Raw genomic sequence first — 22,433 nt, 5'->3', positions numbered from 1 at the left:
AAAAGCTAGATGACTGTTGCCTCTTTACGAGCCCAAGCATCAATTGCTGCTATTGCCTGCAAATCATTAACTGCTGTTACCGAGTGGCGCTCAAGTACACGCTCCAGCACTCGCTCAATGCCTAAGAAATCAATCTCTCCGTTCAAGAAACGGGCTACTGCAACCTCATTGGCTGCATTAAATACGGTTGGTGCAGACTGTCCGGCACGGCCGCAGTCAAAAGCAAGCTTCAAGCAAGGGTATCTCGCAAAATCCATCTCACGGAAATGAAGCTTTCCGATTGCAGCAAGATCGAGCCGACCTGTCGGAGTCGGCCTGCGCTCCGGATAGGTCAGCGCATATTGAATCGGAACACGCATATCCGGCAAGCCCAGCTGAGCGATTACACTGTTATCGCTGAATTCTACAAACGAATGGATGATGCTTTCCGGATGGATCAAAACGTTAATCTGATCGTACGTCACATCAAACAGCCATTTTGCTTCGATTACCTCGAGCCCTTTGTTCACCATCGTTGCGGAATCAATCGTAATCTTGGCGCCCATGGACCAGTTCGGATGGTTCAGCGCCTCAGCCACCGTTACACCGGCGAGCTGCTCGCGCGTACGGTCACGAAAAGATCCGCCAGATGCCGTCAATGTAAGCTGCTGCAGTGCTTTCAAATCTTCTCCATTCAAGCATTGGAAAATGGCCGAATGCTCGCTGTCTACCGGAATGATTGAGACGCCCTTCTGTCTGGCACGCTCCATAACAATATGACCAGCCGTCACCAGCGTTTCTTTATTTGCAAGTGCAATTGTCTTGCCCGCATCAATGGCAGCAAGAGTTGCCGGGAGTCCGCGGCTTCCTACAATCGCCGTCACAACGACATCCGCTTCATCTTTCGCCGCGAGTTCAACAAGCCCTTCCTCCCCATACAGCACCTGAATGCTCGAGGACAATTCTGCCTTTGCCTGCTCCGCTAATTCCTTATTTGCGAGGCAAACCACGGAAGGCCGAAATTGCTTGGCCTGCTTGATCAGCAAAGGCAAATTACTGCCTGCCGATAAGCCAACCACTTCGTAGCGCTCCGGATCATTGGCAATGACATCAAGCGTTTGGGTGCCGATAGAGCCGGTTGAGCCTAATATGGTGATTTTTTTCATGGATTCCTCCTGGAACTCATTAATGCATTTGATTGCTCTTGAAAAGCATTCGCTGCGCATAAGTGTCATGGCTTCGATCGCTGTTGTCTCTAAGTTTCTTGATCTCCATCCGCATAGCGGTTGAAACTCAGAGACAAAGGCGAGCGCTATCGCTTCTCTTCCATGACACTTCCACTCCGCTCACTTCAGAGCAAAGTATCGACTCGGCATTCTTTCCAAGTCGGAATGGCCAAAGAAAAATGATGGAGAGCAGAGAAAGAATCATCAACATGTCGAGAACTCCATATTATCACTTTCCCACATGGGAGTAAGTGTCACCCGCTTTGCTCTGCACCATTCTTTATGTAGGTAACAAATCGGTCAAGATCAACAGCGGGAACACGATAATCCAACTGTCAAAACGGTCGAGTACACCACCGTGACCCGGCAGAATGGAGCCGGAGTCTTTGATATTGCGGACACGTTTGTAAGCCGATTGGATCAAGTCGCCCAGCTGTCCGGCTACCGCTACGATAAGACCAATCAACAAAGCATTAAAGGTCTCGATGATATGCGGTGCGCAAATTGCAAACACGAGTGCTGCAATAATAGACAGCACAACACCACCGACAGCTCCTTCAATCGTCTTGTTAGGGCTTATAGACGGCCATAACTTATGCTTGCCCATTGACCGTCCGACGAAATATGCTCCTGCATCGGACGCTACGTTGCAAGTAATAATAAGAAACGACCAGAAGATCCCGTGAAGCTCGAGGTCCCGAACGGCATACATCGAGCTAAAGCCGTAACCTACATATAAAGCGCCTAACAACATAAGCGAGGCGCCATCGATGGTTATTTTGTTTTTGGTAAATACCGTTACAGCTAAAAGCAAGAAAGCCAATATCCAGAGAACGGTAATCGCAGAGGGTGAATCTACGCCCATAAGCTTCCAAGGAAGCACGAACAGCAGCACACCTGCATAACCAAGCAAAGACGCCGGTTCATTCCAAGTGTGCCCGTTCATTTTCGTATACTCGTTAAACCCAAGCAAGGCGAGAAATACAAGCGTAGCTGCATAAAACCATCCGCCGGCTAGAAGCAATGCGACAAATGCCGCTCCGGCAAGCAGTCCCCATATGATTCTTTGTTTCAAGTGAAGGTCACACTCCGTTATCGATGCTATAAACCGCCATATCGCCGTGCACGGCGCTGATATTCTTGTATGGCTTCCTGCAGATGAGCTTCTGTGAACTCCGGCCAGTATACGTTCGTAAACCACATTTCACTATAGGCCAACTGCCATAACATAAAGTTACTCAGCCTAAGTTCGCCGCTTGTACGAATTAACAGATCCGGATCGGGGATGTCCCCGCTTAACAAACGGCTGGATAACAGCTGCTCGTCAATTTGTTCTGTAGATAATCGCCCACCCTGTACATCGACTGCAATTTCTTTAATCGCTTCAAGCATTTCCTTACGACCGCCATAATTAAGAGCAAAATTGAGTACGAGTCCAGTATTATTAGCCGTCTTCGTGATTGCTTCCTCAACAGCGTTCAGTGTAAACGATGGCAGGTTCTCTTTGTGCCCCATCATGCGAACTTGAACATTTTTCTCAATGAGCTCTTCCAGTTCAATTTCCAAAAACTGTTGTGGAAGCTTCATCAGGAAATCAACTTCGTCTTTGGGCCTCTTCCAGTTTTCCGTGGAAAAAGCGTACATTGTCAAATATTTGACACCAAGACGATCTGCCTCCATTACGATTCGCTTCACCGTTTTCATACCAGTATGATGGCCGGCGATCCGTGGAAGTCCACGTTTCTTCGCCCAACGTCCGTTGCCGTCCATTATTATGGCAATATGCTTCGGAACATTGTCAGTTGCCAAAAACGGTTCAGCCGCATTCGAGGATGATTTGCCAAGTTTGGCCCAAAGTCGACTGATCATGTTTGTTCCTCCCACCCGGATTTCAAAAAACCAAACCCCACCTGACGGAGGGGCTGTAGGCGCAATTATACTTCCATAATCTCTTTCTCTTTAGCAACCAATACTTTATCAACTTCTGCGATGAAACGGTCTGTTGTTTTTTGGATATCTTCTTGATGGCGACGCGATTCATCTTCAGAAACCGTCGTTTTCTCCATCTTTTTGATCTCATCATTCGCATCACGACGGATGTTGCGGATTGCAACTTTCGCGTCTTCGCCGAATTTTTTAGTTGTCTTAACAAGATCGTTGCGGCGCTCTTCTGTAAGAGGCGGCAGTGTAATACGGATAGCCGAGCCATCATTGGATGGAGTCAGACCAAGATCGGATTTCATAATCGCTTTCTCGATTGCAGCGATTGACGATTTGTCCCAAGGCTGAATGAACAGCGTGCGGGAATCCGGTGTATTAATATTCGCTAATTGCGCAACGGGCGTTGGTGCCCCGTAATATTCAACTTGAACACGGTCGAGCAAAGCAGGCGTCGCCCGTCCTGCACGAAGTGTAGCCAGATCACGTTTCAAAGCAACAATTGCTTTCTCCATACGCTCTTCTGCATTTTTCTTAACTGCTTGCGGCATTATTTCGCACTTCCTCTCACAATAGTACCAATCTTCTCACCAAGCACGACTTTCTTAATATTCCCTTTTTCAGTAATCGCGAACACGACGAGCGGAATATTGTTATCCATGCAAAGCGACGATGCCGTTGAATCCATAACGCCAAGATTTTTGTTCAATACTTCCATATACGTCAATTCTTCGTACTTCTCTGCTGTTGCATCTTTGAACGGGTCAGCGGAATATACACCGTCAACTTTGTTTTTCGCCATCAGAATAACTTCTGCTTCGATCTCTGCTGCGCGAAGTGCTGCTGTTGTATCCGTCGAGAAGAACGGGTTGCCCGTGCCGGCAGCGAAGATAACAACGCGGCCTTTCTCCAGGTGACGGATTGCGCGGCGTCTTATGTAAGGCTCCGCAATTTGTTGCATCGCGATCGAAGTTTGAACACGAGTCGGCACTTCAATCTGTTCGAGAGCATCTTGCAAGGCAAGAGAGTTCATTACGGTTGCCAGCATGCCCATATAGTCAGCTGTTGCACGGTCGATACCTTTAGCCGTACCCGCGATACCGCGCCAGATATTGCCGCCTCCTACAACGATAGCGACTTCAACGCCAAGTGCAACGACTTCTTTGACTTGATCGGCGATTTCCGAAATGACGGAAGCTTCAATGCCGTAGCCTTGATCTCCTGACAAAGATTCACCGCTTACCTTAAGAACAATTCTTTTGAAAACAGGCTGCCCCATCGTCCCTACCTCCATCTTGTACCTCGCGGGCGAGGTAACATCCTATTAATTGCTTAGAATTTTAGAAAAAAAGAGCGGGGCGAACGCCCCGCCCCGCCTGTGCGTTCGGTTTACAGTTTTGCTTGAGCCATAACTTCTTCAACGAAGTTATCCACTTTTTTCTCAAGGCCTTCGCCCAGTTCGTAACGAACGAAGCGACGGATCGAGATGTTCTCACCGATAGCGCTGATTTTCTCGTTAAGAAGAGCCGAGATTGTTTTGTCCGGATCTTTAACGAAGGATTGCTCCATCAAGCAGTACTCTTCATAGTATTTCGAGATACGGCCGTCAACCATTTTTTCAACGATTTTTTCTGGTTTGCCTTCGTTAAGCGCTTGAGCTTTCAAGATCTCGCGCTCTTTTTCGATTTCCTCAGCAGGAACTTCTTCACGCTTAACAAACTTAGGGTTTGCAGCAGCGATGTGCATTGCGATGTCACGTGCGAAAGTACGGAATTGATCTGTTTTCGCAACGAAGTCCGTTTCACAGTTGATTTCAACCAGAACGCCGATACGGCCGCCTGCATGGATATACGATTCAACTACGCCTTCAGTTGCAACACGGCCAGCTTTGTTAGCAGCCGCGGACAGGCCTTTCTCACGAAGAAATTCGATTGCTTTAGTGATGTCACCGTTTGTTTCGTCCAATGCTTTCTTGCAATCGAGCATACCTGCTCCAGTTCTTTCACGAAGTTCTTTTACTGCGCTTGCGGATACCGCCATGATTAGCCCTCCTGGAAATTCCATTTATAGTTTTTACGTTCAAAAAAAGGGCGGTGAGAGGCTTTCACCTTCTGACCACCCTTTGTTGTAGCAATTATATCGGATTAAGCAGTTGTTTGCTCGCCTTGGTTAGCTTCCACGATAGCGTCAGCCATTTTGGACGTCAACAATTTAACTGCGCGAATCGCGTCGTCATTGCCTGGAATTACATAGTCGATCTCGTCCGGATCGCAGTTCGTATCAACGATACCTACGATTGGAATACCGAGTTTGCGTGCTTCAGCAACAGCGATACGCTCTTTACGAGGATCGATGATGAACAGCGCGCTAGGCAGACCTTTCATGCCTTTGATGCCGCCAAGGAATTTTTCCAGACGGTCTTTTTCTTTGTTAAGAATGATAACTTCTTTTTTAGGCAGAACTTCGAAAGTTCCGTCTTCCGACCATTTTTCGAGTTGACGCAGACGGTCAATACGTTTTTGGATCGTTTGGAAGTTAGTCAACGTGCCGCCCAACCAACGTTGGTTGATGTAGAAGTTGCCGCAACGTTCTGCTTCTTCTTTAACCGAGTCTTGAGCTTGTTTTTTCGTACCTACGAACAGCATTGTGCCGCCTTCAGCAGCGATAGAACGTACGAAGTTGTAAGCCTCTTCGACTTTCTTAACTGTTTTTTGCAGGTCGATAATGTAAATTCCGTTTCTTTCTGTGAAGATATAACGATCCATCTTAGGGTTCCAACGACGAGTCTGGTGACCGAAATGTACCCCAGCTTCGAGAAGCTGTTTCATGGAAATAACCGCCATATTCAACACACCTCCTGTTATGGTTTTTGAGTAGTTACCTCCGCCCATCGCATCTTCCGCTAAAACTTCCGGCGACCGGAAGCACCATTAACGGAATTAATAGGCGTGTGTTTTTAACACCGTCAATTAATATAACATATCTGACAAGTCGGTGCAACAGATGTTTGTCGAAATTTTGCAGTCTGTCCTCAGTTCTTCATTTTAGAGTCGAATTCCGACTTTGTAAGCGGCTGGCTGGTAAGGATTCGGATAATCTCTTCTACTTTCGGATTTCCCTCAAAAATAAAATAACCGGCACGAACGGTCTTTTTGTTCATTGCCTTGATAAAAGCTTCTTTATCTGAAATCAGCTTTTGCCCGGCAAGCAGATCAGCTGTATCGGTTAAATTCATGCCGCCTGTTATACGAACCTGCCGTTTAAGTACAGGCTTCTCTTCTGCGGAAGGCTTCTCTACCGTAACTTCTTTCATATCCTCATCAGAAGGTGGTTTCGAAGTCTCTGCAGCAGGTGTCGCTTCCGGTTTCTCCGAAGCCGGTTGTCCCGCTTTATCCGCCTCTTTGATGGCATTAGCCCGCTCCTCAGCAAGCTTGGCATCCATCTCCGCCTGCGTATAGAGTTTTGGTTCCCGTTCCTTGAATCCTGCCGACAGATTCTGCTGGCTTTCATCTCCGATCTGCATGAGCTGCAGCAAAATAGCGCCGGCAATAATACCGACACCCAATCCGGCTACAAAGGAGCGGTTCTTAAACATGAGCCTTCTCCTCCTGCTTGGCCAGCTGCAAAATAAGTTGTACTTCCCCTTTATTCATATGCAGTTTTTTCGCGATTGCCTCGATGGATTTGCCTTGCTTGTAGAGCTCGAACAAATCGGAATAACGCATCTGAATGCCCGATGCGATTGGCTGGGAAGCCGGTTCATCAACCGCCGGCTTCTCCATAGACGCAGTTGCCTGAGCCTGTACAGATCCTGTCATCGTCTGTGCAGCAAGCAGCTTATCGTTCTGGCGCTGCTGTTGCAGGAAAGTCAGCTGTTGTTCAAGCGAGGAACATTTGTTCTCCACTTCAGACAGCCGGAGTCTGCTCTGTTCCGCTTGCTGCTTTGCATCTTCGCGCAAGACGGTAACCAGCTTCACGAGCTCTTGATGATCAAGCTCCGTATTCTCCATAAACTGCTCCAGGGCAATCTCCATGTTGCGTGTATCCTTTGATTCCTGCGCCTGTTGCTTCTTTGGAAGAAATAATGAAGCCACGGCTACAACAGCTCCAAGCAGTACAATATACGTCCAATTAGACATTATTCACACCCTCTACTATTATAGCGAAATATCAACGTGATGCCCTTTAAAGGGATGCTCAGGCTGGCGGCTTTCTTCCGTTAATTCCCCGGACTCATCCGGCTTGTGCTTGCGCTTCGCCAGATAAGGTTTTCCGTGGTGCCGGTCTCTCTCATTACGTACATTTGGTCCGCCTGTCTGTTCTATGCCGGTGTTTTTACTGCGCAATTGCTCTGTCTGCTTGGATGCCAGTTCTGCCAAACGCGAAAGTTCCGCGGTCATCCTGTGGTTCGTCTGACTTTGTATTCCGCCTGCTTCCGGGGTGCGGGGGATCGACCATTGCAAGTCAATCGGCCTAAACGGCATTCTCAAGCTCCTTTCTTAGAGACACAGTATAAACTGGCACTACGTAAACAAAGGTAATTGAACGATATCCCCTTCCGAGTAACGGAAAGAAACGCGCTGTACCGGATCTTTAATGAAACGCGTATAACGACCGATGACAATCTTTATTCCGCCGTACACCGTATGACTGACGTCGACCTTCGCCTTGTCCGTATCCTCCAGCGTTTTCTCAATTTCCAGAATACGCTCTCTGATCTGATCAATCTCGGCTGTTGTCTGGCGTCTGGTTGCACCCAGTTTGATCCGCATCGCCATCTTCTGATCATTCAGCTGATCCATAGCCGCTTGTTGATCCAGAATAGCGAGTGCTTTTGACGTCTTGTCAATGGCATCCATGTGCTGACGCAGCTTTAACCGAAGCTCCTGAAGCTCGGAACGGGATTCCGGCCTTACTCCTACTTCGATTGCCGTTGCTGTTGACATGGTGTTGCCAATCACGCGTGCAGAGACCTGCTCAACCGCTTGAATCGATCCGCCGACAATTAATCCTTTCGCCCCTTGGCACACGACATTGCGTCCTGCCCGGACATTCGAATGCATAATGCTCTGAGACACAAGTACATCCTCGCCGGCAATAACATTGCTGTCTTGGATGAACGAGCTTTTTACATTTTTTTGCGCCTTGATATAGCCTTTGTTTCCGGCCATTATACCGCCTGTAATCTCGATGGAACCTTCTGATTCCATCTCTGCCCCTTCAACGCCGCCAATGACGCGAATATCGCCGGAAGCCTTCACCCTGAAACCGCTGAGTACGTTGCCGCGAATAACAACGGTCCCGACAAAATCAATATTGCCGACTCTATAATCAACGTCTCCGTTTACTTCATATACCGGGAAAACGTTTACTTTCTCTTTATCAGTAATCGTAACAAGACCGTCAATTAAGGCATACATCGCCGTTTGCGTCTCATTCACAACGACGTTTTTACCCACTTTAAACCTTGCCTGCTTGCCCTGCTTGGCCGGTATTTCATCGCCGGTTACCATCATGCCCGAGGAACCGAACATGGCTTCTATCCGCTCAGCGATGAGTTGACCACGCTTTACATTTTTCAAACGAGATACTTCCTTGAAATCAACCTTGCCGTCTTCCAGTTCTGCCGGACGCTGTGACTTATCCTGCAGTTCATAGGCGTAACGGATGGAACCGTCCTTGCCAGGTGTGGCCGGATGACCGACGGCAATGATGGTTTGCTCTTTACAATAAGCAAGCGTATTGCTGCAAATTTCACTTAACACACTTGTGCGTATCCCATAAACAACACCCTTGCTGCGTACAAAACGTTCCAATTGACCGGGAGTACAGTCGAAATCTTCGGTGATCCGGTTAAAGGTCAGGAAGGCAGACAGCTTATCAGCTGATATCTGGATACGCAAGTAAGTTTCCAATAAATGGTCTTCCACCTTGCCTACTCCCCTCTAATGCTGCAGTAATTGATCTTTATGTTTGGATAATGCCCCGCGCAGCCGTAAAATAGCTTTCGAATGAAGCTGTGAAATTCTCGACGGTGAAAGTGACATGACTTCCGCAATTTCGCTTAACGATAATTCTTCATAATAGAAGAGCGAAATAACGGTACGTTCCTTCTCCGTTAATTTCTCAATGCCGCTGATGAGCGAGTCCTTGAGAAAAAATTCATGCGCCTTATGATCCGGGTTTTTCGCCCTCTCGTCAACAAGCAGCGACAGTCTCGTTTCCGATTCTTCTTCACGAATCGGATCTTCCAACGAACATACCGTCGTAATGGCAATTTCATGGAGCATCGTCGTGAATTCTTTCTCGCTGACATTCAAATAATCGCTAATCTCTGCATCCGAAACGGAGCGCAAATATTTCTGCTCAAGGCTTTGATACGCTTCTTCAATACGCTTAGCTTTTTCTCTGACCGAGCGCGGGACCCAGTCACCCTGGCGCAGACCGTCAATAATGGATCCGCGGATTCTCCAGGATGCGTAGGTTTCAAACTGCAGTCCCCGGCAATAATCAAATTTCTCGATGGCATCAATAAGTCCCATCACGCCATTGCTGGCGAGATCGTCTTTTAGAACATTTTTGGGCAACCCAATCGCCATTCGGTTCGTTACATAATCGACCAAAGGCAAGAATTGCTCGATAAGACGTTTCTTGGCTTCAAGATCGCCATCTTCTCTCCATGCTCGCCACATATCCAAATTAGCAGTCGCAATCATGTCTCTCACCCTCCTGTCAGATGACGAACGGCCTTAGCCAATTCTTCGGGCTCTTTATTCTGTGTAGATACCAGCTTAGGCGGCGTTAGCGGCTTAAACTGCCTATTCTGGTCCGGCTGTTCAACTTCCTGTGCTTTGTGGCCGTCCATCTGAGATTTGAGCATTTGATTAAGGTCTTCGCTCTCATCAGGAGTTTGGAGATCCAGTTGCGTACCTTTCCCTTCCTCCCCGGCTGTCTCGGCTTGATGCATCACTGGCGGTTGAAGAATAAAAGCCAGTGCAACCCTCAGAACAAATGCAATCGCAACAAAGGCGATGAAAGCATACATGCTGCGCATCAGCATGACAGACAGCGGATTTTTACCAATTGAGAATAATAAGGTTAATACCGCGCCAACAATCCCGAGGCCCACATTCCATCGCCAATTTCCAACCATTTCAAATCTCCTTTATCCCAAACTGCACGCTTCTTATGGTCAATACTCCGCTGCTGCTGTCAATTTCAATCGTGCGGCCATAATTCCCGCCTGTATCCTGCCCAAGTACGGGAATGGAATAGTTCGCGAGAATTGCTAAACAGGATTCTACATTCCGGGGTCCGATTCGCATCGAATCCGATTGGCCCGAGAAGGCAAACATTTGCGCTCCTCCGGCCATTTTTGCTGCAAGACGCCCTACAACGGCTCCTACAGCTTTCATCTGCCCAATTAGCTCAGGAATTGCCGTATCCGCATATTTGGCAATATTCATGGTCGACTCTCTGGCAATTTCCGAGGATGGCAGCATAACATGTGCCATTCCCGCTACTCGTGCAACAGGATCGTATAACGTCAGTCCGACACAAGAGCCTAGTCCTGTTGTCCGCAGATGTGCTCCGCCCGCAGCCCATTTTAAATCTGCCATGCCGACCTTGATCACATCTTGTTGGATCATTCGGTCAGTACTCCCAAGGATTGAAATATTTTGGAGAAGGAATCCGGATCCGGAATCAGGAAGAAATGTCCCTCCAGCTCTTCTCGGTCTTCGAGAAACGTTGTTTCGATCAGCAGTGCGGAATCACCCATCTCGCCGTACTGCATCAGTCCATAGGTCAAGATTGGTCCTGCCATGTCCCTCGCTACGGCAGGAACGGAAGGAGCCATCGATAAATGCGTGAAATCGGCAAGAGAGGATAAATAAGATCCTGCCAAAATGTTGCCGATCTCGCAAAGTGCAGACATCTCCATCTCCGTGTAATCGTCCTGCTCCTCATTCTCAAGCGAGAGCAGCTGCCTAAGCAAACGTCTGGCCGCATCCTCCTGGATGATGAAAAACATATTGCCGGGTGCTTCCCCTTCTACTCGTAGGAATACCGCAATAACGACCTGCTCGGAGCCTCCAACCCGATCCGCAACTTCTTCAAACGGCAGCAGGCTGACCTTAGGTACAGCCATATCAACCGGCTTGTCCAAGAGGCAGGATAATGCGGTAGCCGCATTACCCGCTCCAATGTTGCCTACTTCCTTCAGTACATCCAACTCAAATGCTTTGAATCGGTTAAAAGCGTCCACTCTTACACCTCTAACTGTTCAAGTTGAATAATTTCGCTCTTGTTCAACACTTCGGACAGGTTGAGCATAATCAGAAGACGGTTATCTCCGAATTTGGCAATGCCTCTTAAATATTTCGCTTTAATGCCGCCGACAATTTCAGGCGGCAGATCAATCGTATCCGTATCGATATCTACAACGTCATTGGCAGAATCAACGATAAAGCCAACTTCCATATCAGCTACGGCAACGACAATAATACGGCTGTTCTCCGTAGTTGCAGATTCTGTCAGCCCAAAGCGGCCGCGCAAATCGATAACAGGAACAACAATACCGCGCAGATTGATAACTCCTTTAATGAAGGAAGGAGTTTTCGGAACCCGGGTAATTGGGGATAAACGTTCGATTGTACGAACTTTATCCACCTCAATGCCATATTCCTCATGTGCCAGCGAAAATACGATAACTTTTAATTCTTCTCCCATCGGTAAGCCCTCCCTATTTGATTAATGCGTTAGGATCAATGATGAGCGCTACCTGGCCGTCGCCAAGAATGGTCGCACCCGATATAGCCTCGATATTGGTCAAATATTTGCCGAGAGACTTCAGGACGATTTCACTTTGTCCGATAAACTCATCAACCGTCACTGCCGCCCATTTATCCCCTTTGCGGATAACAACAATTTCGGTTTCCGATTCGTTATGCTCATTAAAGTCTGGCGAATCGAGCACTTTGCTGAGGGAGACCAAAGGTATGATCGCGTTACGGAAATGAATCATCCGGTTGCCGTGAACATTTAAGATTTGATCTCTCTGAACGATACCGGTTTCTACGATTGACGTAAGAGGAATCGCATATTTCTCTGAACCTAGCTTAATTAGCATAGCCGAAATAATAGATAGAGTCAGAGGCAATTGAACAGCAAACTTCGTCCCGCGTCCAAGCGCGGAGTCCACGGTAACATTGCCGCCCAGCGAGGTGATCTTCGATTTTACAACATCAAGACCAACGCCGCGTCCGGAAATATCGGAGATTTTATCTGCCGTGCTAAAACCCGGAGCAAAGATCAACATGTTGACGTCTTCATCAGTCAGCTGCTTTGCTTGCTCTTCGGTAACAACGCCGTTCTTGATAGCCGTCTTAAGCACTTTCTCGCGGTTAATGCCTCGTCCGTCTTCTTCCACCTCAATAAAGACATGATTGCCGCTGTGATAAGCCCGCAGATGAATGGTTCCCGTCTCAGGTTTGCCTGCTGCAAGACGCTCTTGGGTCGTTTCAATTCCGTGATCGACCGAGTTGCGAAGCAAGTGAACGAGCGGATCGCCGATCTCATCAATAACGGTCCGGTCAAGTTCCGTATCGGCGCCAGTGATCACCAGATCGATCTTCTTGTCGAGTGATTTGGCAAGGTCGCGGATCATCCGCGGGAATCGGTTGAATACCGAATCCACCGGCACCATTCTCAGCTTCAGGACAATGTTCTGCAGATCGGAGCTGACACGGGTCATATGCTCCACGGTTTCCGTCAGATCATTGCGGCGGATTTCGCTGGACAATTGCTCTAGCCTTACACGGTCGATGAGCAGTTCGCTGAACAAATTCATCAAGGCATCCAGACGATCAATATCAACACGGATCGTTTTCGATACAGCTGCAGGAGCCGAAGAAGCGGCTGCTTGCGAGCGAGCTGCAGCAACCTGTTTGCCGGCCTCTTCCTTCGTTGATGATTCTGCTTGTGCTGAAGCAGGTGTCGAAGCAGGTGCAGCTGATGGAGCTTGCTCCTTGGAAGCTGCATTATTCAACATCGCCAGGGATTCAAGATCCAGCAGCGCGACGGAAACTTTGTCAATCTCCGAAATCGCTGCAATTTGGGTTTCCAGCTCTTGCTGAGACAAGGTCGAGATTGCAAATACCGTGAAGGATCGGTCAAACTTCTCCTGCTCCAGATCGGTTACCGACGGCTCCGACTTCACGATATCGCCGTTCTTGCCTAGCAGGTCAAACACCATATAGGCGCGGACGCCTTTCAGCACGCAATCTTCGCGGACTTCAACCTCAATATAGTAAACGTTATGTCCGCTATCGATAGATTGCTGGATAACAGAGGTTTGGAACTCGTCCAGCAATCCGCCCGACTGTTGTCCGGATGCTGCCGCCGCCGGTACTGCAGAAGCACCGGTTGTTTTATAGTCACCTTTTACAATCGACTGTAAAGAGGCAACAATTGCGGTAACATCCGCTTTACCCGTTCCCCCTTGAACGATATCTTGAACCATGGACTCAAGAGCATCCAGCCCTTTGAACAAGGTATCAAAGATAAAGCTGTCCATCTTCAGCTTGCTGTTCCGCACCAGATCAAGCACATTTTCCATCTCATGGGTCAGAGAGGCAAGGTCTTCATACCCCATTGTCGCAGACATCCCTTTTAGCGTATGGGCAGAGCGGAAAATCGACTGGACGATCGACAGATCCTCAGGGTCGCTTTCGAGGCGTAGCAAATTTTCGTTCAAAGATTGCAGGTGATCATTGGACTCGTCGATAAACATCGATAAGTAGGCATTCATATCCATTTTGTCGCACCTCCTGATAGGACTTTTATATGATCTATTATCCTTTCAAAACCGCGTGCTGCAGCTCGGCAGCAATCTGCTGCAAAGGCAGTACCGTCTTCACGCAGCCGCTCTCTATCGCGCTGCGTGGCATTCCGTAAACGACGCAGGTCTGTTCCGATTCGGCGATTGCCGAATCCGCGCCGCTGTCGACCAGAGCCTTCATCCCTTTGGCTCCGTCGCTTCCCATTCCCGTCATAATGACGGCATGACGTTTAAGCTCATCAAACGGGGTTAACGATTCAAACAGGACATCAACGGATGGACGGTGTCCATTCCGCGGCGGCTTCTGGGTAAGCTGAACATAATAGCCGCTCTGATCCTTTGCCAGCTCCATGTGATGTCCCCCGGGTGCTATGTATACAACCCCTGCCTTCAACCGGTCTCCTTGCTCCGCTTCCACAACTTCCAGTTCACTAAAGCTGTCCAGACGCTGAGCAAGCGACTTTGTAAACTTTGGCGGCATATGCTGGACGACCAGTACCGGAGCAGTCAACCGGGACGGAAGCGATGTAATCACCTCATGCAGAGCACGAGGTCCGCCCGTAGACGTTCCAATGGCAATGACGTGATCAAAGCTGTCGCCAGCATCAGATTTCTGCTTCGGCCGCTTTTGTCCCAAATTGTCCTCCAGCGCCGCCGCTACTGGTGCTAACCCGATAGGTCTGATATCACCGGGAGGCTTTTTATCCGGCTTCTTTACGCCAGTTGAAGCTTTCTTATCCGGCATTGACACCAAAGCTGCGGAATTTCTCGTCTCCGCCTGCTGCTCGGGCTGCCGAAGCCCCCGCTTTCGGTTACTCTGCTCTTCAGCCGGCGTAACCTGCTTTACCAGCTGCGGCCGTTCTGGTTTGCCTGGCTTCTCAGAACCATTACGCTCCTCCGTCAATCCGACAGGAACCGTATACCTTCTCATCAGGACAGCAATTCTAAGCTTTTCAAGCAGCAGTTCGCCGACTCGGACAATATCATTGGAGAATGCCCCCATCGGCTTGCGGATAAAGTCAAACGCTCCGAACTGAAGTGCCTTGATGGTTTCTCTTGTGTTTTCCTCGCTGATGCCAGACAGCATAATAACCGGAGTAGGCTGTTCTCTCATGATGCGCTGCAAGGCGCCTATTCCATTCAGTTCTGGCATCTCAAGATCAAGGGTTACAGCATCGGGCTTCCACTTCTTCACTGCCTCTACGGCTTCTAGACCGTTACAGGCTGTTGCCACAATCGTAAATTGGGGGTCTTGTACGATCAAATCGCTAAATATTTTTCTCATGAAAGGCGAGTCGTCCACGACCAGCACGCGATAAGGAGTCATCCTGTTCCCCCCTCTTATGTACGAATAACTACCGGGATAACCTAAACATCTTATGTATGAAACCTCTTACTCCCGCTGCGGTGGTTTGTTCCGGAATGGACATCTCCAAGTATCGGCGTGCAATTTCCTCAATCCCCCTTGACGCATCGCTTACAGGATAGGCAACCGTAAACGGCGTCTGGCGCTTCACAGCCTTGGTGACATTCGGATCATCCAGAATAACGCCTAATGTCGGAAGCTCTGCCTGAAGGAATCTTCTGGCAACAAGATTAATTTTGTCCGCTGTCTGGATGCCTTCCTTGCGATCTGTTGCGCGGTTAATGATCAGCTTAAAGGCTGCATTAATGCCCATAGACTTGACCATTTTCACTAGAGCATAAGCATCCGTAATGGCAGTAGGCTCTGGTGTTGTTACGACAATGGTTTCTTCTGCTGCTGATATAAATTTGACCGTTTCCTTGGACAATCCCGCTCCGGTATCAAAGAGGATGTAATCATACTCCCCCTGAAGCTTGCCTATTTGTTCCGAGAACCAGTCGAGCTGCTCTGACGATAATTCCAGCAGGTCCTGAAACCCCGAGCCGCCCGCGATAAAATGCACGCCTGATGGCCCGATCTGAATAATATCCCAGATTGTCTTATCCTGCTTGAACAGATGATAGAGATGATAGGCGGAGGTTACCCCCATCAGAACATCGATATTTGCCATTCCGATATCGGCATCAAATACGAGTACTTTTTTCCCCAGGCGTTGTAGCGATATGGCAAAGTTCAAGCTGAAGTTGGATTTTCCAACTCCTCCCTTCCCGCTCGTGATCGTCACGATGCGGGTAGGACGGGCAGTATCCTGTCCCATCCTCATCTTTACCATGTTGCGCAGCGCCTCCGCTTGATCATTCATCGGCAGGAGCCCCCAGCAGTGCATCGATGTAACGCTCCGCGTCAAACGGGCCAATATCATCAGGCACCGTCTGACCGCTTGCAATGAATACAGGCTGCAATTCATATTGCAAAGCTAGATTTAAGATCGAACCGTAAACGGATGTCTCATCCAGCTTCGTAAACAGTACCTTCCGAACCCCATACTTCACAAAGTTATCGGCAACCGCCATCATATCCTTCGTCTTGCCGGTGAGGCTGAGTACAAGTACCGTTTCACTCTGATCATTGGACTGAAGAAGGCTGTTTACTTCCGAGACATGAAGCTCATTGCGGAAATTCCGGCCAGCCGTATCCATATAGATCAATTCACGGTCTTCCAGCTGCTTGAATGCTTTGGGCAGATCCATCGGCGAGAATACCACTTCCATCGGAACGTTCAGGATATTCGCATACGTCCTAAGCTGATCAACCGCCGCAATCCGGTAAGTATCCGAGGTAATCAAACCTACCTGCCTGCCGTATTTGATCGATTGCCCTGCCGCCAGCTTAGCAATGGTTGTTGTCTTGCCCACACCTGTCGGTCCAACAAAATGGACGATTCTTGCCGATTCATTAATGGAATGGTTGCTGTATGGCGCAAGCCATTCAATCAGCAGCTCACGGGCAATTGTCCACACGGCCGCAGCATTCGGTTCTTCCTGACGGTCTGCCAGCTTCCCGTTCATCGAATCTATCAACCGGTCAATGAGCTCAGGTTCAACCTCCTGCTGAATCAACCGCCCGTACAGGGCTTGGATGACAAGCGGTCTTGCATCCTCTGGTTTGTGCATCGACAGCTGCTTCAAAGACTGCTTGATAAAACGGATCTCTTCCAGCAAGTCCTCGTTAATGCGATTATTCGCAAGGGACGGAGGCGCAACCGGCACTGCCGGAGGAGCCTGTACCGGAGCAGCAGGAAGCGGTGGCTCCAGAACCGCCGTTGCCGCTTGTCTCTTCGACTCTTGAATGGCATGAACGACTCGCTGTACATCAGCAGCTGCCTTCTTTGGCTCGGATGCCGCTGCAGGAGCAGCTGCGCCGGATTCAATGGCTGCGATTACTTCCATCTTCTTCTTCCGGAACATCCCCATAAATCCGCCGATCCGGACTTCCTTTGTATTCAGAATGACTGCATCTTTACCAAGCTCGCTTCGAATCATCGGTAAAGCTTCAGGCAAAGCGTTTACCACATAACGTTTCACTCTCATAAATTCACCACCCCTACGCTCTGCACTTCAATGTTAGGCTCAAGCTCACTGTATGATAACACCGGTATATCCTGCATGGTCCGCTCAACAATTTGTCTCAGATACATGCGAATGGTAGGCGAAGTCAGTACCACTGGCTGCTGGCCTGATTGAATTTGGCGCGATACTTGCTCATTGAGCTTCTGATAGATTTGTTGGGTAGCAACCGGGTCGAGAGCAATATAACTGCCCTGATCCGTCTGCTGAACGGACTCGGCAATCTTCTTCTCTAAAGAAGGACCAACGGTAATCACCTTCAGCATATTGCCCGTAGAAGTAAACTGCTGGGTAATTTGTCTCGATAAAGCTTGACGAGCATATTCCGTTAGAATATCAGGGTCCTTCGTATAATGAGCCTGATCCGCAAGAGATTCGAAGATCGTAACGAGATCCCGGATCGAAACCTTCTCCCGCAAGAGCTTTGCCAATACTTTTTGCAAGTCGCCAATTGTTAATATAGAAGGAATAAGTTCTTCGATAAGAGCCGGGTACGCTTCTTTCACGTTTTCTACCAAAGCCTTTGTCTCCTGGCGGCCAATCAGTTCATGCGCATGACGTTTAATGACTTCTGTCAAATGGGTCGCTACAACAGAAGGAGGATCAACAACCGTGTATCCTGAGATTTCCGCCCTTTCTTTCATTTGCTCATCAATCCAGATTGCCGGTAACCCAAATGCCGGTTCTGTGGTCTCGATCCCGATGACGGACTCGTCCTCGAATCCAGGGCTCATGGCGAGATAATGGTTGAGCAGTAGCTCGCCGCGGGCTACGATATTGCCTTTAATCTTAATGACGTATTCATTAGGCTTAAGCTGGATGTTATCGCGGATCCGAATGACCGGAACGACAAGACCAAGCTCCAGGGCACATTGTCTCCGGATCATAATAATCCTGTCGAGCAAATCTCCTCCCTGCTGCGTATCCGCCAGCGGAATCAGGCCATATCCAAATTCGAACTCGATTGGATCTACCTGAAGCAGGCTGATAACACTTTCGGGACTGCGTACCTCTTCGATTTGCTGCTCTTCTTCCATAAGCTCTTCCTGCTGCATTTGCTTTGCAATAGATTGCTGCATCTTCCATGCACCAAACACCAGGATAGCGGCAAACGGCAACGTACGCATAATACCGATTGGCGTAAATAAACCAAGCAGCATTACGGTCCCCGCAACGATATATAGGAGCTTCGGATATTTGAGCAGCTGCTGCGTCACATCTTGTGCGAAGTTACCATCCGATGCTGCGCGGGTTACAATTAAGCCGGCAGCCGTAGAGATTAACAAGGCTGGAATCTGGCTGACCAGACCGTCACCAATCGTCAGGATCGAATACGTTTGTAGCGCATCCTGGAAGCTATATCCGTGAATAGCCATTCCGATAATAAAACCGCCAATCAAGTTGATCAGCAATATAATAATAGAAGCGATCGCATCGCCTTTGACGAATTTACTCGCACCGTCCATCGAGCCGTAAAAATCCGCTTCTCTTTCTATTTTCGAGCGGCGCTCGCGCGCCTGCTGTTCATTAATCAGTCCTGCGTTCAGGTCGGCATCAATACTCATTTGCTTGCCGGGCATCGCGTCGAGTGTAAATCTGGCTGCAACCTCCGCTACCCGTTCCGAACCTTTCGTAATAACGATGAACTGGACAACGACCAGAATGAGGAAGACGATGAAGCCAATCGCGATTTCCCCGCCGCCAACCCAGGTCCCAAATGTTTGTACAACTTCACCAGCGTAGCCATGCGACAAAATATTACGAGTTGTCGATACGTTTAGCGCCAGGCGGAATAAAGTCGTGACAAGCAGAATGGCAGGGAAGATGGAGAAATCGAGAGCTTCCTTCGTATTCATCGCAATCAGCAGGATCATGAGCGCGATCGAAATGTTCAGAATGAGCAAAATATCTAGAAGTACGTGAGGAATGGGGATGACCATCATGAGTACGATGCCGATAATCCCAGCTAAGATAGCAATATCTTTTACTTTCATGATGTTGTCTTCTCCCTTTCAGTTATGATGATCGAACTCGGCCTTTCATTTTATAAACAGCCGCCAATACTTCCGCCACAGCTTGGAACAAATCGGCGGGAATCGAATCCCCAATATCGGCCCGATCGTATAAAGCTCTGGCCAGCGGTTTATTTTCCATCATTACAACGCCGTGTTCCTTGGCAACCTCCCGAATACGGAGCGCGACATGATCCATCCCTTTGGCAATGATGAGTGGTGCCTCCATCTTGGCAGCATCATATTGCAAGGCAATCGCAAAGTGAGTCGGGTTCGTTATAACGACGTCGGCTTTAGGCACTTCCTGCATCATCCGCTGCATCGCCATCCGGCGCTGCCTTTCACGGATTTTACCTTTGATGAGAGGATCGCCTTCCGACTTCTTGTACTCGTCTTTGATGTCCTGCTTGGACATCCTCAGGCTCTTCGCATGTTCATACCGCTGATACATGTAATCGGCGAAAGCCAATACGACAAGCACAGCACCTGTTTCCAGACCAAGTTTAATTGTAAGTCCTGCAGTAAATTGAAAGATTTGTTGAATCGATAGACTGGATAGGACCAGAATTTTGTCCCAATCGCTCCAAATTGCCTGATAAACAAGAAATCCGATGATCAAGAGTTTGGTTATGCTTTTCAGAAATTCCACCAAAGAACGCATGGAAAATATCTGCTTAAAGCCGTTAATGGGGTTTAACTTTGTGAACTTCAGCTTTAGCGGTTCACCTGTCAGCAGAAATCCGAACTGCATGACATTGCCGAGTATGGCAACAATCACTACGATGGCGAAGATTGGTGCCAGGAACATCAGCATATCTACCGCAAGCTTGCTAAACAGCGGCATAATGTTCGCTACCGTTACATCCATCGTCAGCCAATTTTCGAACAACTCCTGGAATACGCTCATGATCCGCGTCTTATAGTAAGTGCCTAGCGCAGCAAATGTCGCAAAGGTAAAGAGCAGGATCATCGAGCTTGGCAAATCATTTGATTTCGCAATCTGCCCTTTCTTTCGGGCTTCCTGTGTTTTCTTGGGTGTCGCTTTTTCTGTTTTTTCCTGACTAAACAGCTGCAAGTCTAGCTCTAGGTAGTAAGATCTCAACGTTGCAGCCTCCTTATTTGCTTTCGGTTTCTTGAATGATGCCAAACATTTGCTCCAAGTTATCAAACATAATAGCGAACAGTCTCTCGAATATCGCGGATACACCCGGAAGCAGCAAGATCAGTAAACCAAGACCCAACAAAAGCTTCAGCGGAATCCCGATGACAAACACGTTATATTGAGGGGCCGTCTTCGCAAGAAAGCCAAGGCCAACGTCAGTCAGGAACATGGCGATAACAAGCGGAGCTGCAACCTGCATCGCTAGCAGGAAGGCGTTACCTACAGCCCGAGATAAGAAATCGGTAATACTGCCGTTGTATATCGCACTAAACAATTCGTTAGACAGCGGCATCCATTTGTAGCTGTCCATCAGACCAGTCAGCAGATAATGATGACCGTTCACCGACAGGAACACCATGATAAGAAGCATGTACTTGAAGTTGCCAAGCAACGGAGCCGAGACACCTGTCATCGGGTCAATCACGTTCGACATGGCAAATCCGATCTGCATATCCATTAAGGCGCCCGCCGTCTGTACAACCGTCATAAACAGATAGACGATATACCCCATTAGAAGTCCGATCAGAACTTCCCGGAAGATATACAGAATATAACCCGCGTCCATCGGCAGCGACTTCTCTTTCAATCCGTAGGTCATAAAGACAATCAGAGAGAGAAAAAAGCCCAGGCCGATCTTGAAAGTGCTTGGCACACCACGCATGTTGAACAATGGAGCTACGACGAAAAACGATGTCATTCGACAAAAAATAAGCAAAAAAATAGGGAAGTACTCCACGATCTGATCCATGATCTCCGTTCACAACCTATCCGACGTATTTATACAAGTTGTTCAGCAGATTGTAGGTGAAATCGACGATTACATTCAGAATCCAAGGTCCAAATATAATCAAGGATACAAAGACCGCTACGATTTTAGGCACAAAAGCTAACGTCTGCTCTTGAATTTGGGTAGTCGCTTGAAAAATACTAATGATTAATCCGACGACTAGAGCGAGAACGAGCATCGGCGCGCTGGCTTTCAATACGGTACTGATGGCCTGTCCAGCCAATCCGATGATGAAATCAGCACTCATTGAACGTTCCTCCCTGTCATTAGTTACGTATTAAAGCTTAAGAGCAATGATTTGACGATCAGGTACCACCCGTCTACCAGAACAAATAATAATAGCTTAAACGGCAGGGATATCATGACCGGAGGCAGCATCATCATCCCCATCGCCATTAACGTACTCGACACAATCATATCGATGACCAGGAATGGTATGAAGATCATAAAGCCCATTTGGAATGCAGTTTTCAGTTCGCTAATCGCATATGCCGGGACAAGAACCGTAATCGGAATATCCTGATAGGTTTCCGGCTTCTCTGTCTTCGTGTAATTGAGGAACAGAAGCAAGTCTTTCTCCCTGGTATGCGAGATCATAAACTTCTTCATCGGATCAGCCGCTTTCTCAAGTGCTGCGGTCTGCGTAATTTCACCCTTGAGATAAGGCTGCAGAGCGACTTCGTTCACTTGAGAGAATGTCGGGGCCATAATGAAAAAGGTCAGGAACATAGCTAGTCCGATGAGAACCTGGTTCGGCGGCATTTGCTGTGTTCCAAGCGATGTCCGAACGAATCCAAGAACAATTACGATTCGTGTAAAACTCGTCATTAGTACAAGAATCGCTGGTGCTATACTTAATACGGTAATAAGAAGCAGGAGCGACAAAGCGCTTGTTCCCGGCTCTTCGCTTCCATCACCAATGCTGATATCCACATTCGGGAGCGGATCGGCCGCAAACGCATGCGATTGCAGCAGCATAACCCCCAGCAGTACGGTG

General features: G+C 48.4%; 25 protein-coding genes. All 25 read right to left on the bottom strand.

The features are described from left to right. Positions 1–5: 5 nt before the first annotated feature. The 25 genes from BM200_RS04235 to fliP all read right to left on the bottom strand — a co-directional run bounded on the left by BM200_RS04235 (position 6) and on the right by fliP (position 22,414). Complete coding sequence (locus BM200_RS04235) at positions 6–1,145, bottom strand: 1-deoxy-D-xylulose-5-phosphate reductoisomerase (RefSeq protein WP_091181668.1); 1,140 nt, start codon at positions 1,143–1,145, stop codon at positions 6–8. Positions 1,146–1,485: 340 nt separating this feature from the next. Continuing rightward, a complete protein-coding gene (locus BM200_RS04230; protein ID WP_091181665.1) occupies positions 1,486–2,280 on the bottom strand; it encodes a phosphatidate cytidylyltransferase in 795 nt (264 codons plus the stop codon). 26 nt (positions 2,281–2,306) lie between these two features. Then, a complete protein-coding gene (locus BM200_RS04225) occupies positions 2,307–3,074 on the bottom strand; it encodes an undecaprenyl pyrophosphate synthase (RefSeq protein ID WP_091181662.1) in 768 nt (255 codons plus the stop codon). Between the two features lie 65 nt (positions 3,075–3,139). Continuing rightward, positions 3,140–3,694, bottom strand: a complete 555-nt coding sequence (frr, locus tag BM200_RS04220) for a ribosome recycling factor (protein ID WP_091181659.1) — start codon at positions 3,692–3,694, stop codon at positions 3,140–3,142. Beyond that, on the bottom strand, positions 3,694–4,422 hold the full coding sequence (gene pyrH, locus BM200_RS04215; RefSeq protein ID WP_015844996.1) for a UMP kinase: 729 nt from the start codon (positions 4,420–4,422) through the stop codon (positions 3,694–3,696). The genes frr and pyrH overlap by 1 nt, the downstream gene beginning before the upstream one ends. A gap of 110 nt (positions 4,423–4,532) precedes the next feature. After that, on the bottom strand, positions 4,533–5,183 hold the full coding sequence (tsf, locus tag BM200_RS04210; protein WP_091181657.1) for a translation elongation factor Ts: 651 nt from the start codon (positions 5,181–5,183) through the stop codon (positions 4,533–4,535). Between the two features lie 104 nt (positions 5,184–5,287). Next, the gene (rpsB, locus tag BM200_RS04205) at positions 5,288–5,986 is read right to left on the bottom strand and encodes a 30S ribosomal protein S2 (protein ID WP_091181654.1); all 699 of its coding nucleotides are present in this window, start codon (positions 5,984–5,986) and stop codon (positions 5,288–5,290) included. A gap of 188 nt (positions 5,987–6,174) precedes the next feature. Next, positions 6,175–6,738: a hypothetical protein gene (locus tag BM200_RS04200; RefSeq protein WP_091181652.1), complete on the bottom strand. Its 564-nt coding sequence runs from the start codon at positions 6,736–6,738 to the stop codon at positions 6,175–6,177. Next, the gene (locus BM200_RS04195) at positions 6,731–7,282 is read right to left on the bottom strand and encodes a DUF6115 domain-containing protein (protein WP_091181650.1); all 552 of its coding nucleotides are present in this window, start codon (positions 7,280–7,282) and stop codon (positions 6,731–6,733) included. Before BM200_RS04195 ends, BM200_RS04200 begins: the two co-directional genes overlap by 8 nt. Positions 7,283–7,300: 18 nt before the next feature. Next, positions 7,301–7,627, bottom strand: coding sequence for a hypothetical protein (locus BM200_RS04190; RefSeq protein WP_091181647.1), 327 nt, complete (start codon positions 7,625–7,627; stop codon positions 7,301–7,303). A 39-nt stretch (positions 7,628–7,666) separates the two neighbouring features. Then, positions 7,667–9,073 (bottom strand): flagellar assembly protein A, encoded by a 1,407-nt coding sequence (locus tag BM200_RS04185; protein WP_091181644.1) that lies wholly within the window; start codon positions 9,071–9,073, stop codon positions 7,667–7,669. A gap of 15 nt (positions 9,074–9,088) precedes the next feature. Beyond that, positions 9,089–9,859, bottom strand: a complete 771-nt coding sequence (locus tag BM200_RS04180) for a FliA/WhiG family RNA polymerase sigma factor (protein ID WP_091181641.1) — start codon at positions 9,857–9,859, stop codon at positions 9,089–9,091. 5 nt (positions 9,860–9,864) lie between these two features. Then, positions 9,865–10,296: a hypothetical protein gene (locus BM200_RS04175; RefSeq protein ID WP_091181638.1), complete on the bottom strand. Its 432-nt coding sequence runs from the start codon at positions 10,294–10,296 to the stop codon at positions 9,865–9,867. A gap of 1 nt (position 10,297) precedes the next feature. After that, positions 10,298–10,792: a chemotaxis protein CheD gene (locus tag BM200_RS04170; RefSeq protein WP_091181635.1), complete on the bottom strand. Its 495-nt coding sequence runs from the start codon at positions 10,790–10,792 to the stop codon at positions 10,298–10,300. Further along, entirely contained in the window at positions 10,789–11,409 is a 621-nt protein-coding gene (locus BM200_RS04165) for a chemotaxis protein CheC (protein WP_091181632.1), read from the bottom strand. Before BM200_RS04165 ends, BM200_RS04170 begins: the two co-directional genes overlap by 4 nt. 2 nt (positions 11,410–11,411) lie before the next feature. Further along, on the bottom strand, positions 11,412–11,873 hold the full coding sequence (locus BM200_RS04160) for a chemotaxis protein CheW (protein WP_091181629.1): 462 nt from the start codon (positions 11,871–11,873) through the stop codon (positions 11,412–11,414). 13 nt (positions 11,874–11,886) lie between these two features. Next, a complete protein-coding gene (locus BM200_RS04155) occupies positions 11,887–13,959 on the bottom strand; it encodes a chemotaxis protein CheA (RefSeq protein ID WP_091181627.1) in 2,073 nt (690 codons plus the stop codon). A 37-nt stretch (positions 13,960–13,996) separates the two neighbouring features. Beyond that, positions 13,997–15,310 carry a protein-glutamate methylesterase/protein-glutamine glutaminase gene (locus tag BM200_RS04150; protein ID WP_091181625.1) on the bottom strand — a complete coding sequence of 438 codons (1,314 nt, stop codon included), beginning with the start codon at positions 15,308–15,310 and terminating at the stop codon, positions 13,997–13,999. A gap of 28 nt (positions 15,311–15,338) precedes the next feature. After that, on the bottom strand, positions 15,339–16,211 hold the full coding sequence (locus BM200_RS04145) for a MinD/ParA family protein (RefSeq protein WP_091181623.1): 873 nt from the start codon (positions 16,209–16,211) through the stop codon (positions 15,339–15,341). Beyond that, positions 16,204–17,439 (bottom strand): flagellar biosynthesis GTPase FlhF, encoded by a 1,236-nt coding sequence (gene flhF / locus BM200_RS04140; RefSeq protein ID WP_091181621.1) that lies wholly within the window; start codon positions 17,437–17,439, stop codon positions 16,204–16,206. Before flhF ends, BM200_RS04145 begins: the two co-directional genes overlap by 8 nt. Then, positions 17,436–19,469, bottom strand: a complete 2,034-nt coding sequence (gene flhA, locus BM200_RS04135) for a flagellar biosynthesis protein FlhA (RefSeq protein ID WP_091181618.1) — start codon at positions 19,467–19,469, stop codon at positions 17,436–17,438. Before flhA ends, flhF begins: the two co-directional genes overlap by 4 nt. A gap of 22 nt (positions 19,470–19,491) precedes the next feature. Beyond that, the gene (gene flhB / locus BM200_RS04130) at positions 19,492–20,589 is read right to left on the bottom strand and encodes a flagellar biosynthesis protein FlhB (RefSeq protein WP_091181615.1); all 1,098 of its coding nucleotides are present in this window, start codon (positions 20,587–20,589) and stop codon (positions 19,492–19,494) included. Positions 20,590–20,602: 13 nt separating this feature from the next. Continuing rightward, positions 20,603–21,397: a flagellar biosynthetic protein FliR gene (gene fliR / locus BM200_RS04125; protein ID WP_091181612.1), complete on the bottom strand. Its 795-nt coding sequence runs from the start codon at positions 21,395–21,397 to the stop codon at positions 20,603–20,605. A 16-nt stretch (positions 21,398–21,413) separates the two neighbouring features. After that, on the bottom strand, positions 21,414–21,683 hold the full coding sequence (fliQ, locus tag BM200_RS04120) for a flagellar biosynthesis protein FliQ (protein WP_091181611.1): 270 nt from the start codon (positions 21,681–21,683) through the stop codon (positions 21,414–21,416). Between the two features lie 23 nt (positions 21,684–21,706). Beyond that, entirely contained in the window at positions 21,707–22,414 is a 708-nt protein-coding gene (gene fliP, locus BM200_RS04115) for a flagellar type III secretion system pore protein FliP (RefSeq protein ID WP_245772934.1), read from the bottom strand. Positions 22,415–22,433 lie beyond the last annotated feature (19 nt).

The sequence above is a fragment of the Paenibacillus catalpae genome (genome assembly GCF_900112695.1).
Classification (GTDB): Bacteria; Bacillota; Bacilli; order Paenibacillales; family Paenibacillaceae; genus Pristimantibacillus; species Pristimantibacillus catalpae.
This window is presented reverse-complemented; position numbering and strand designations above follow the sequence as displayed.

Coding starts and splice junctions, on each gene's coding strand:
- BM200_RS04235 (WP_091181668.1), bottom strand. CDS start 1,145: ATGAAAAAAATCACCATATTAGGCTCAACCGGCTCTATCGGCACCCAA.
- BM200_RS04225 (WP_091181662.1), bottom strand. CDS start 3,074: ATGATCAGTCGACTTTGGGCCAAACTTGGCAAATCATCCTCGAATGCG.
- frr (WP_091181659.1), bottom strand. CDS start 3,694: ATGCCGCAAGCAGTTAAGAAAAATGCAGAAGAGCGTATGGAGAAAGCA.
- pyrH (WP_015844996.1), bottom strand. CDS start 4,422: ATGGGGCAGCCTGTTTTCAAAAGAATTGTTCTTAAGGTAAGCGGTGAA.
- tsf (WP_091181657.1), bottom strand. CDS start 5,183: ATGGCGGTATCCGCAAGCGCAGTAAAAGAACTTCGTGAAAGAACTGGA.
- rpsB (WP_091181654.1), bottom strand. CDS start 5,986: ATGGCGGTTATTTCCATGAAACAGCTTCTCGAAGCTGGGGTACATTTC.
- BM200_RS04200 (WP_091181652.1), bottom strand. CDS start 6,738: ATGTTTAAGAACCGCTCCTTTGTAGCCGGATTGGGTGTCGGTATTATT.
- BM200_RS04195 (WP_091181650.1), bottom strand. CDS start 7,282: ATGTCTAATTGGACGTATATTGTACTGCTTGGAGCTGTTGTAGCCGTG.
- BM200_RS04190 (WP_091181647.1), bottom strand. CDS start 7,627: ATGCCGTTTAGGCCGATTGACTTGCAATGGTCGATCCCCCGCACCCCG.
- BM200_RS04180 (WP_091181641.1), bottom strand. CDS start 9,859: ATGATTGCGACTGCTAATTTGGATATGTGGCGAGCATGGAGAGAAGAT.
- BM200_RS04175 (WP_091181638.1), bottom strand. CDS start 10,296: ATGGTTGGAAATTGGCGATGGAATGTGGGCCTCGGGATTGTTGGCGCG.
- BM200_RS04170 (WP_091181635.1), bottom strand. CDS start 10,792: ATGATCCAACAAGATGTGATCAAGGTCGGCATGGCAGATTTAAAATGG.
- BM200_RS04160 (WP_091181629.1), bottom strand. CDS start 11,873: ATGGGAGAAGAATTAAAAGTTATCGTATTTTCGCTGGCACATGAGGAA.
- BM200_RS04155 (WP_091181627.1), bottom strand. CDS start 13,959: ATGGATATGAATGCCTACTTATCGATGTTTATCGACGAGTCCAATGAT.
- BM200_RS04150 (WP_091181625.1), bottom strand. CDS start 15,310: ATGACTCCTTATCGCGTGCTGGTCGTGGACGACTCGCCTTTCATGAGA.
- BM200_RS04145 (WP_091181623.1), bottom strand. CDS start 16,211: ATGAATGATCAAGCGGAGGCGCTGCGCAACATGGTAAAGATGAGGATG.
- flhF (WP_091181621.1), bottom strand. CDS start 17,439: ATGAGAGTGAAACGTTATGTGGTAAACGCTTTGCCTGAAGCTTTACCG.
- flhA (WP_091181618.1), bottom strand. CDS start 19,469: ATGAAAGTAAAAGATATTGCTATCTTAGCTGGGATTATCGGCATCGTA.
- fliR (WP_091181612.1), bottom strand. CDS start 21,397: ATGGATCAGATCGTGGAGTACTTCCCTATTTTTTTGCTTATTTTTTGT.
- fliQ (WP_091181611.1), bottom strand. CDS start 21,683: ATGAGTGCTGATTTCATCATCGGATTGGCTGGACAGGCCATCAGTACC.
- fliP (WP_245772934.1), bottom strand. CDS start 22,414: ATGCTGCTGCAATCGCATGCGTTTGCGGCCGATCCGCTCCCGAATGTG.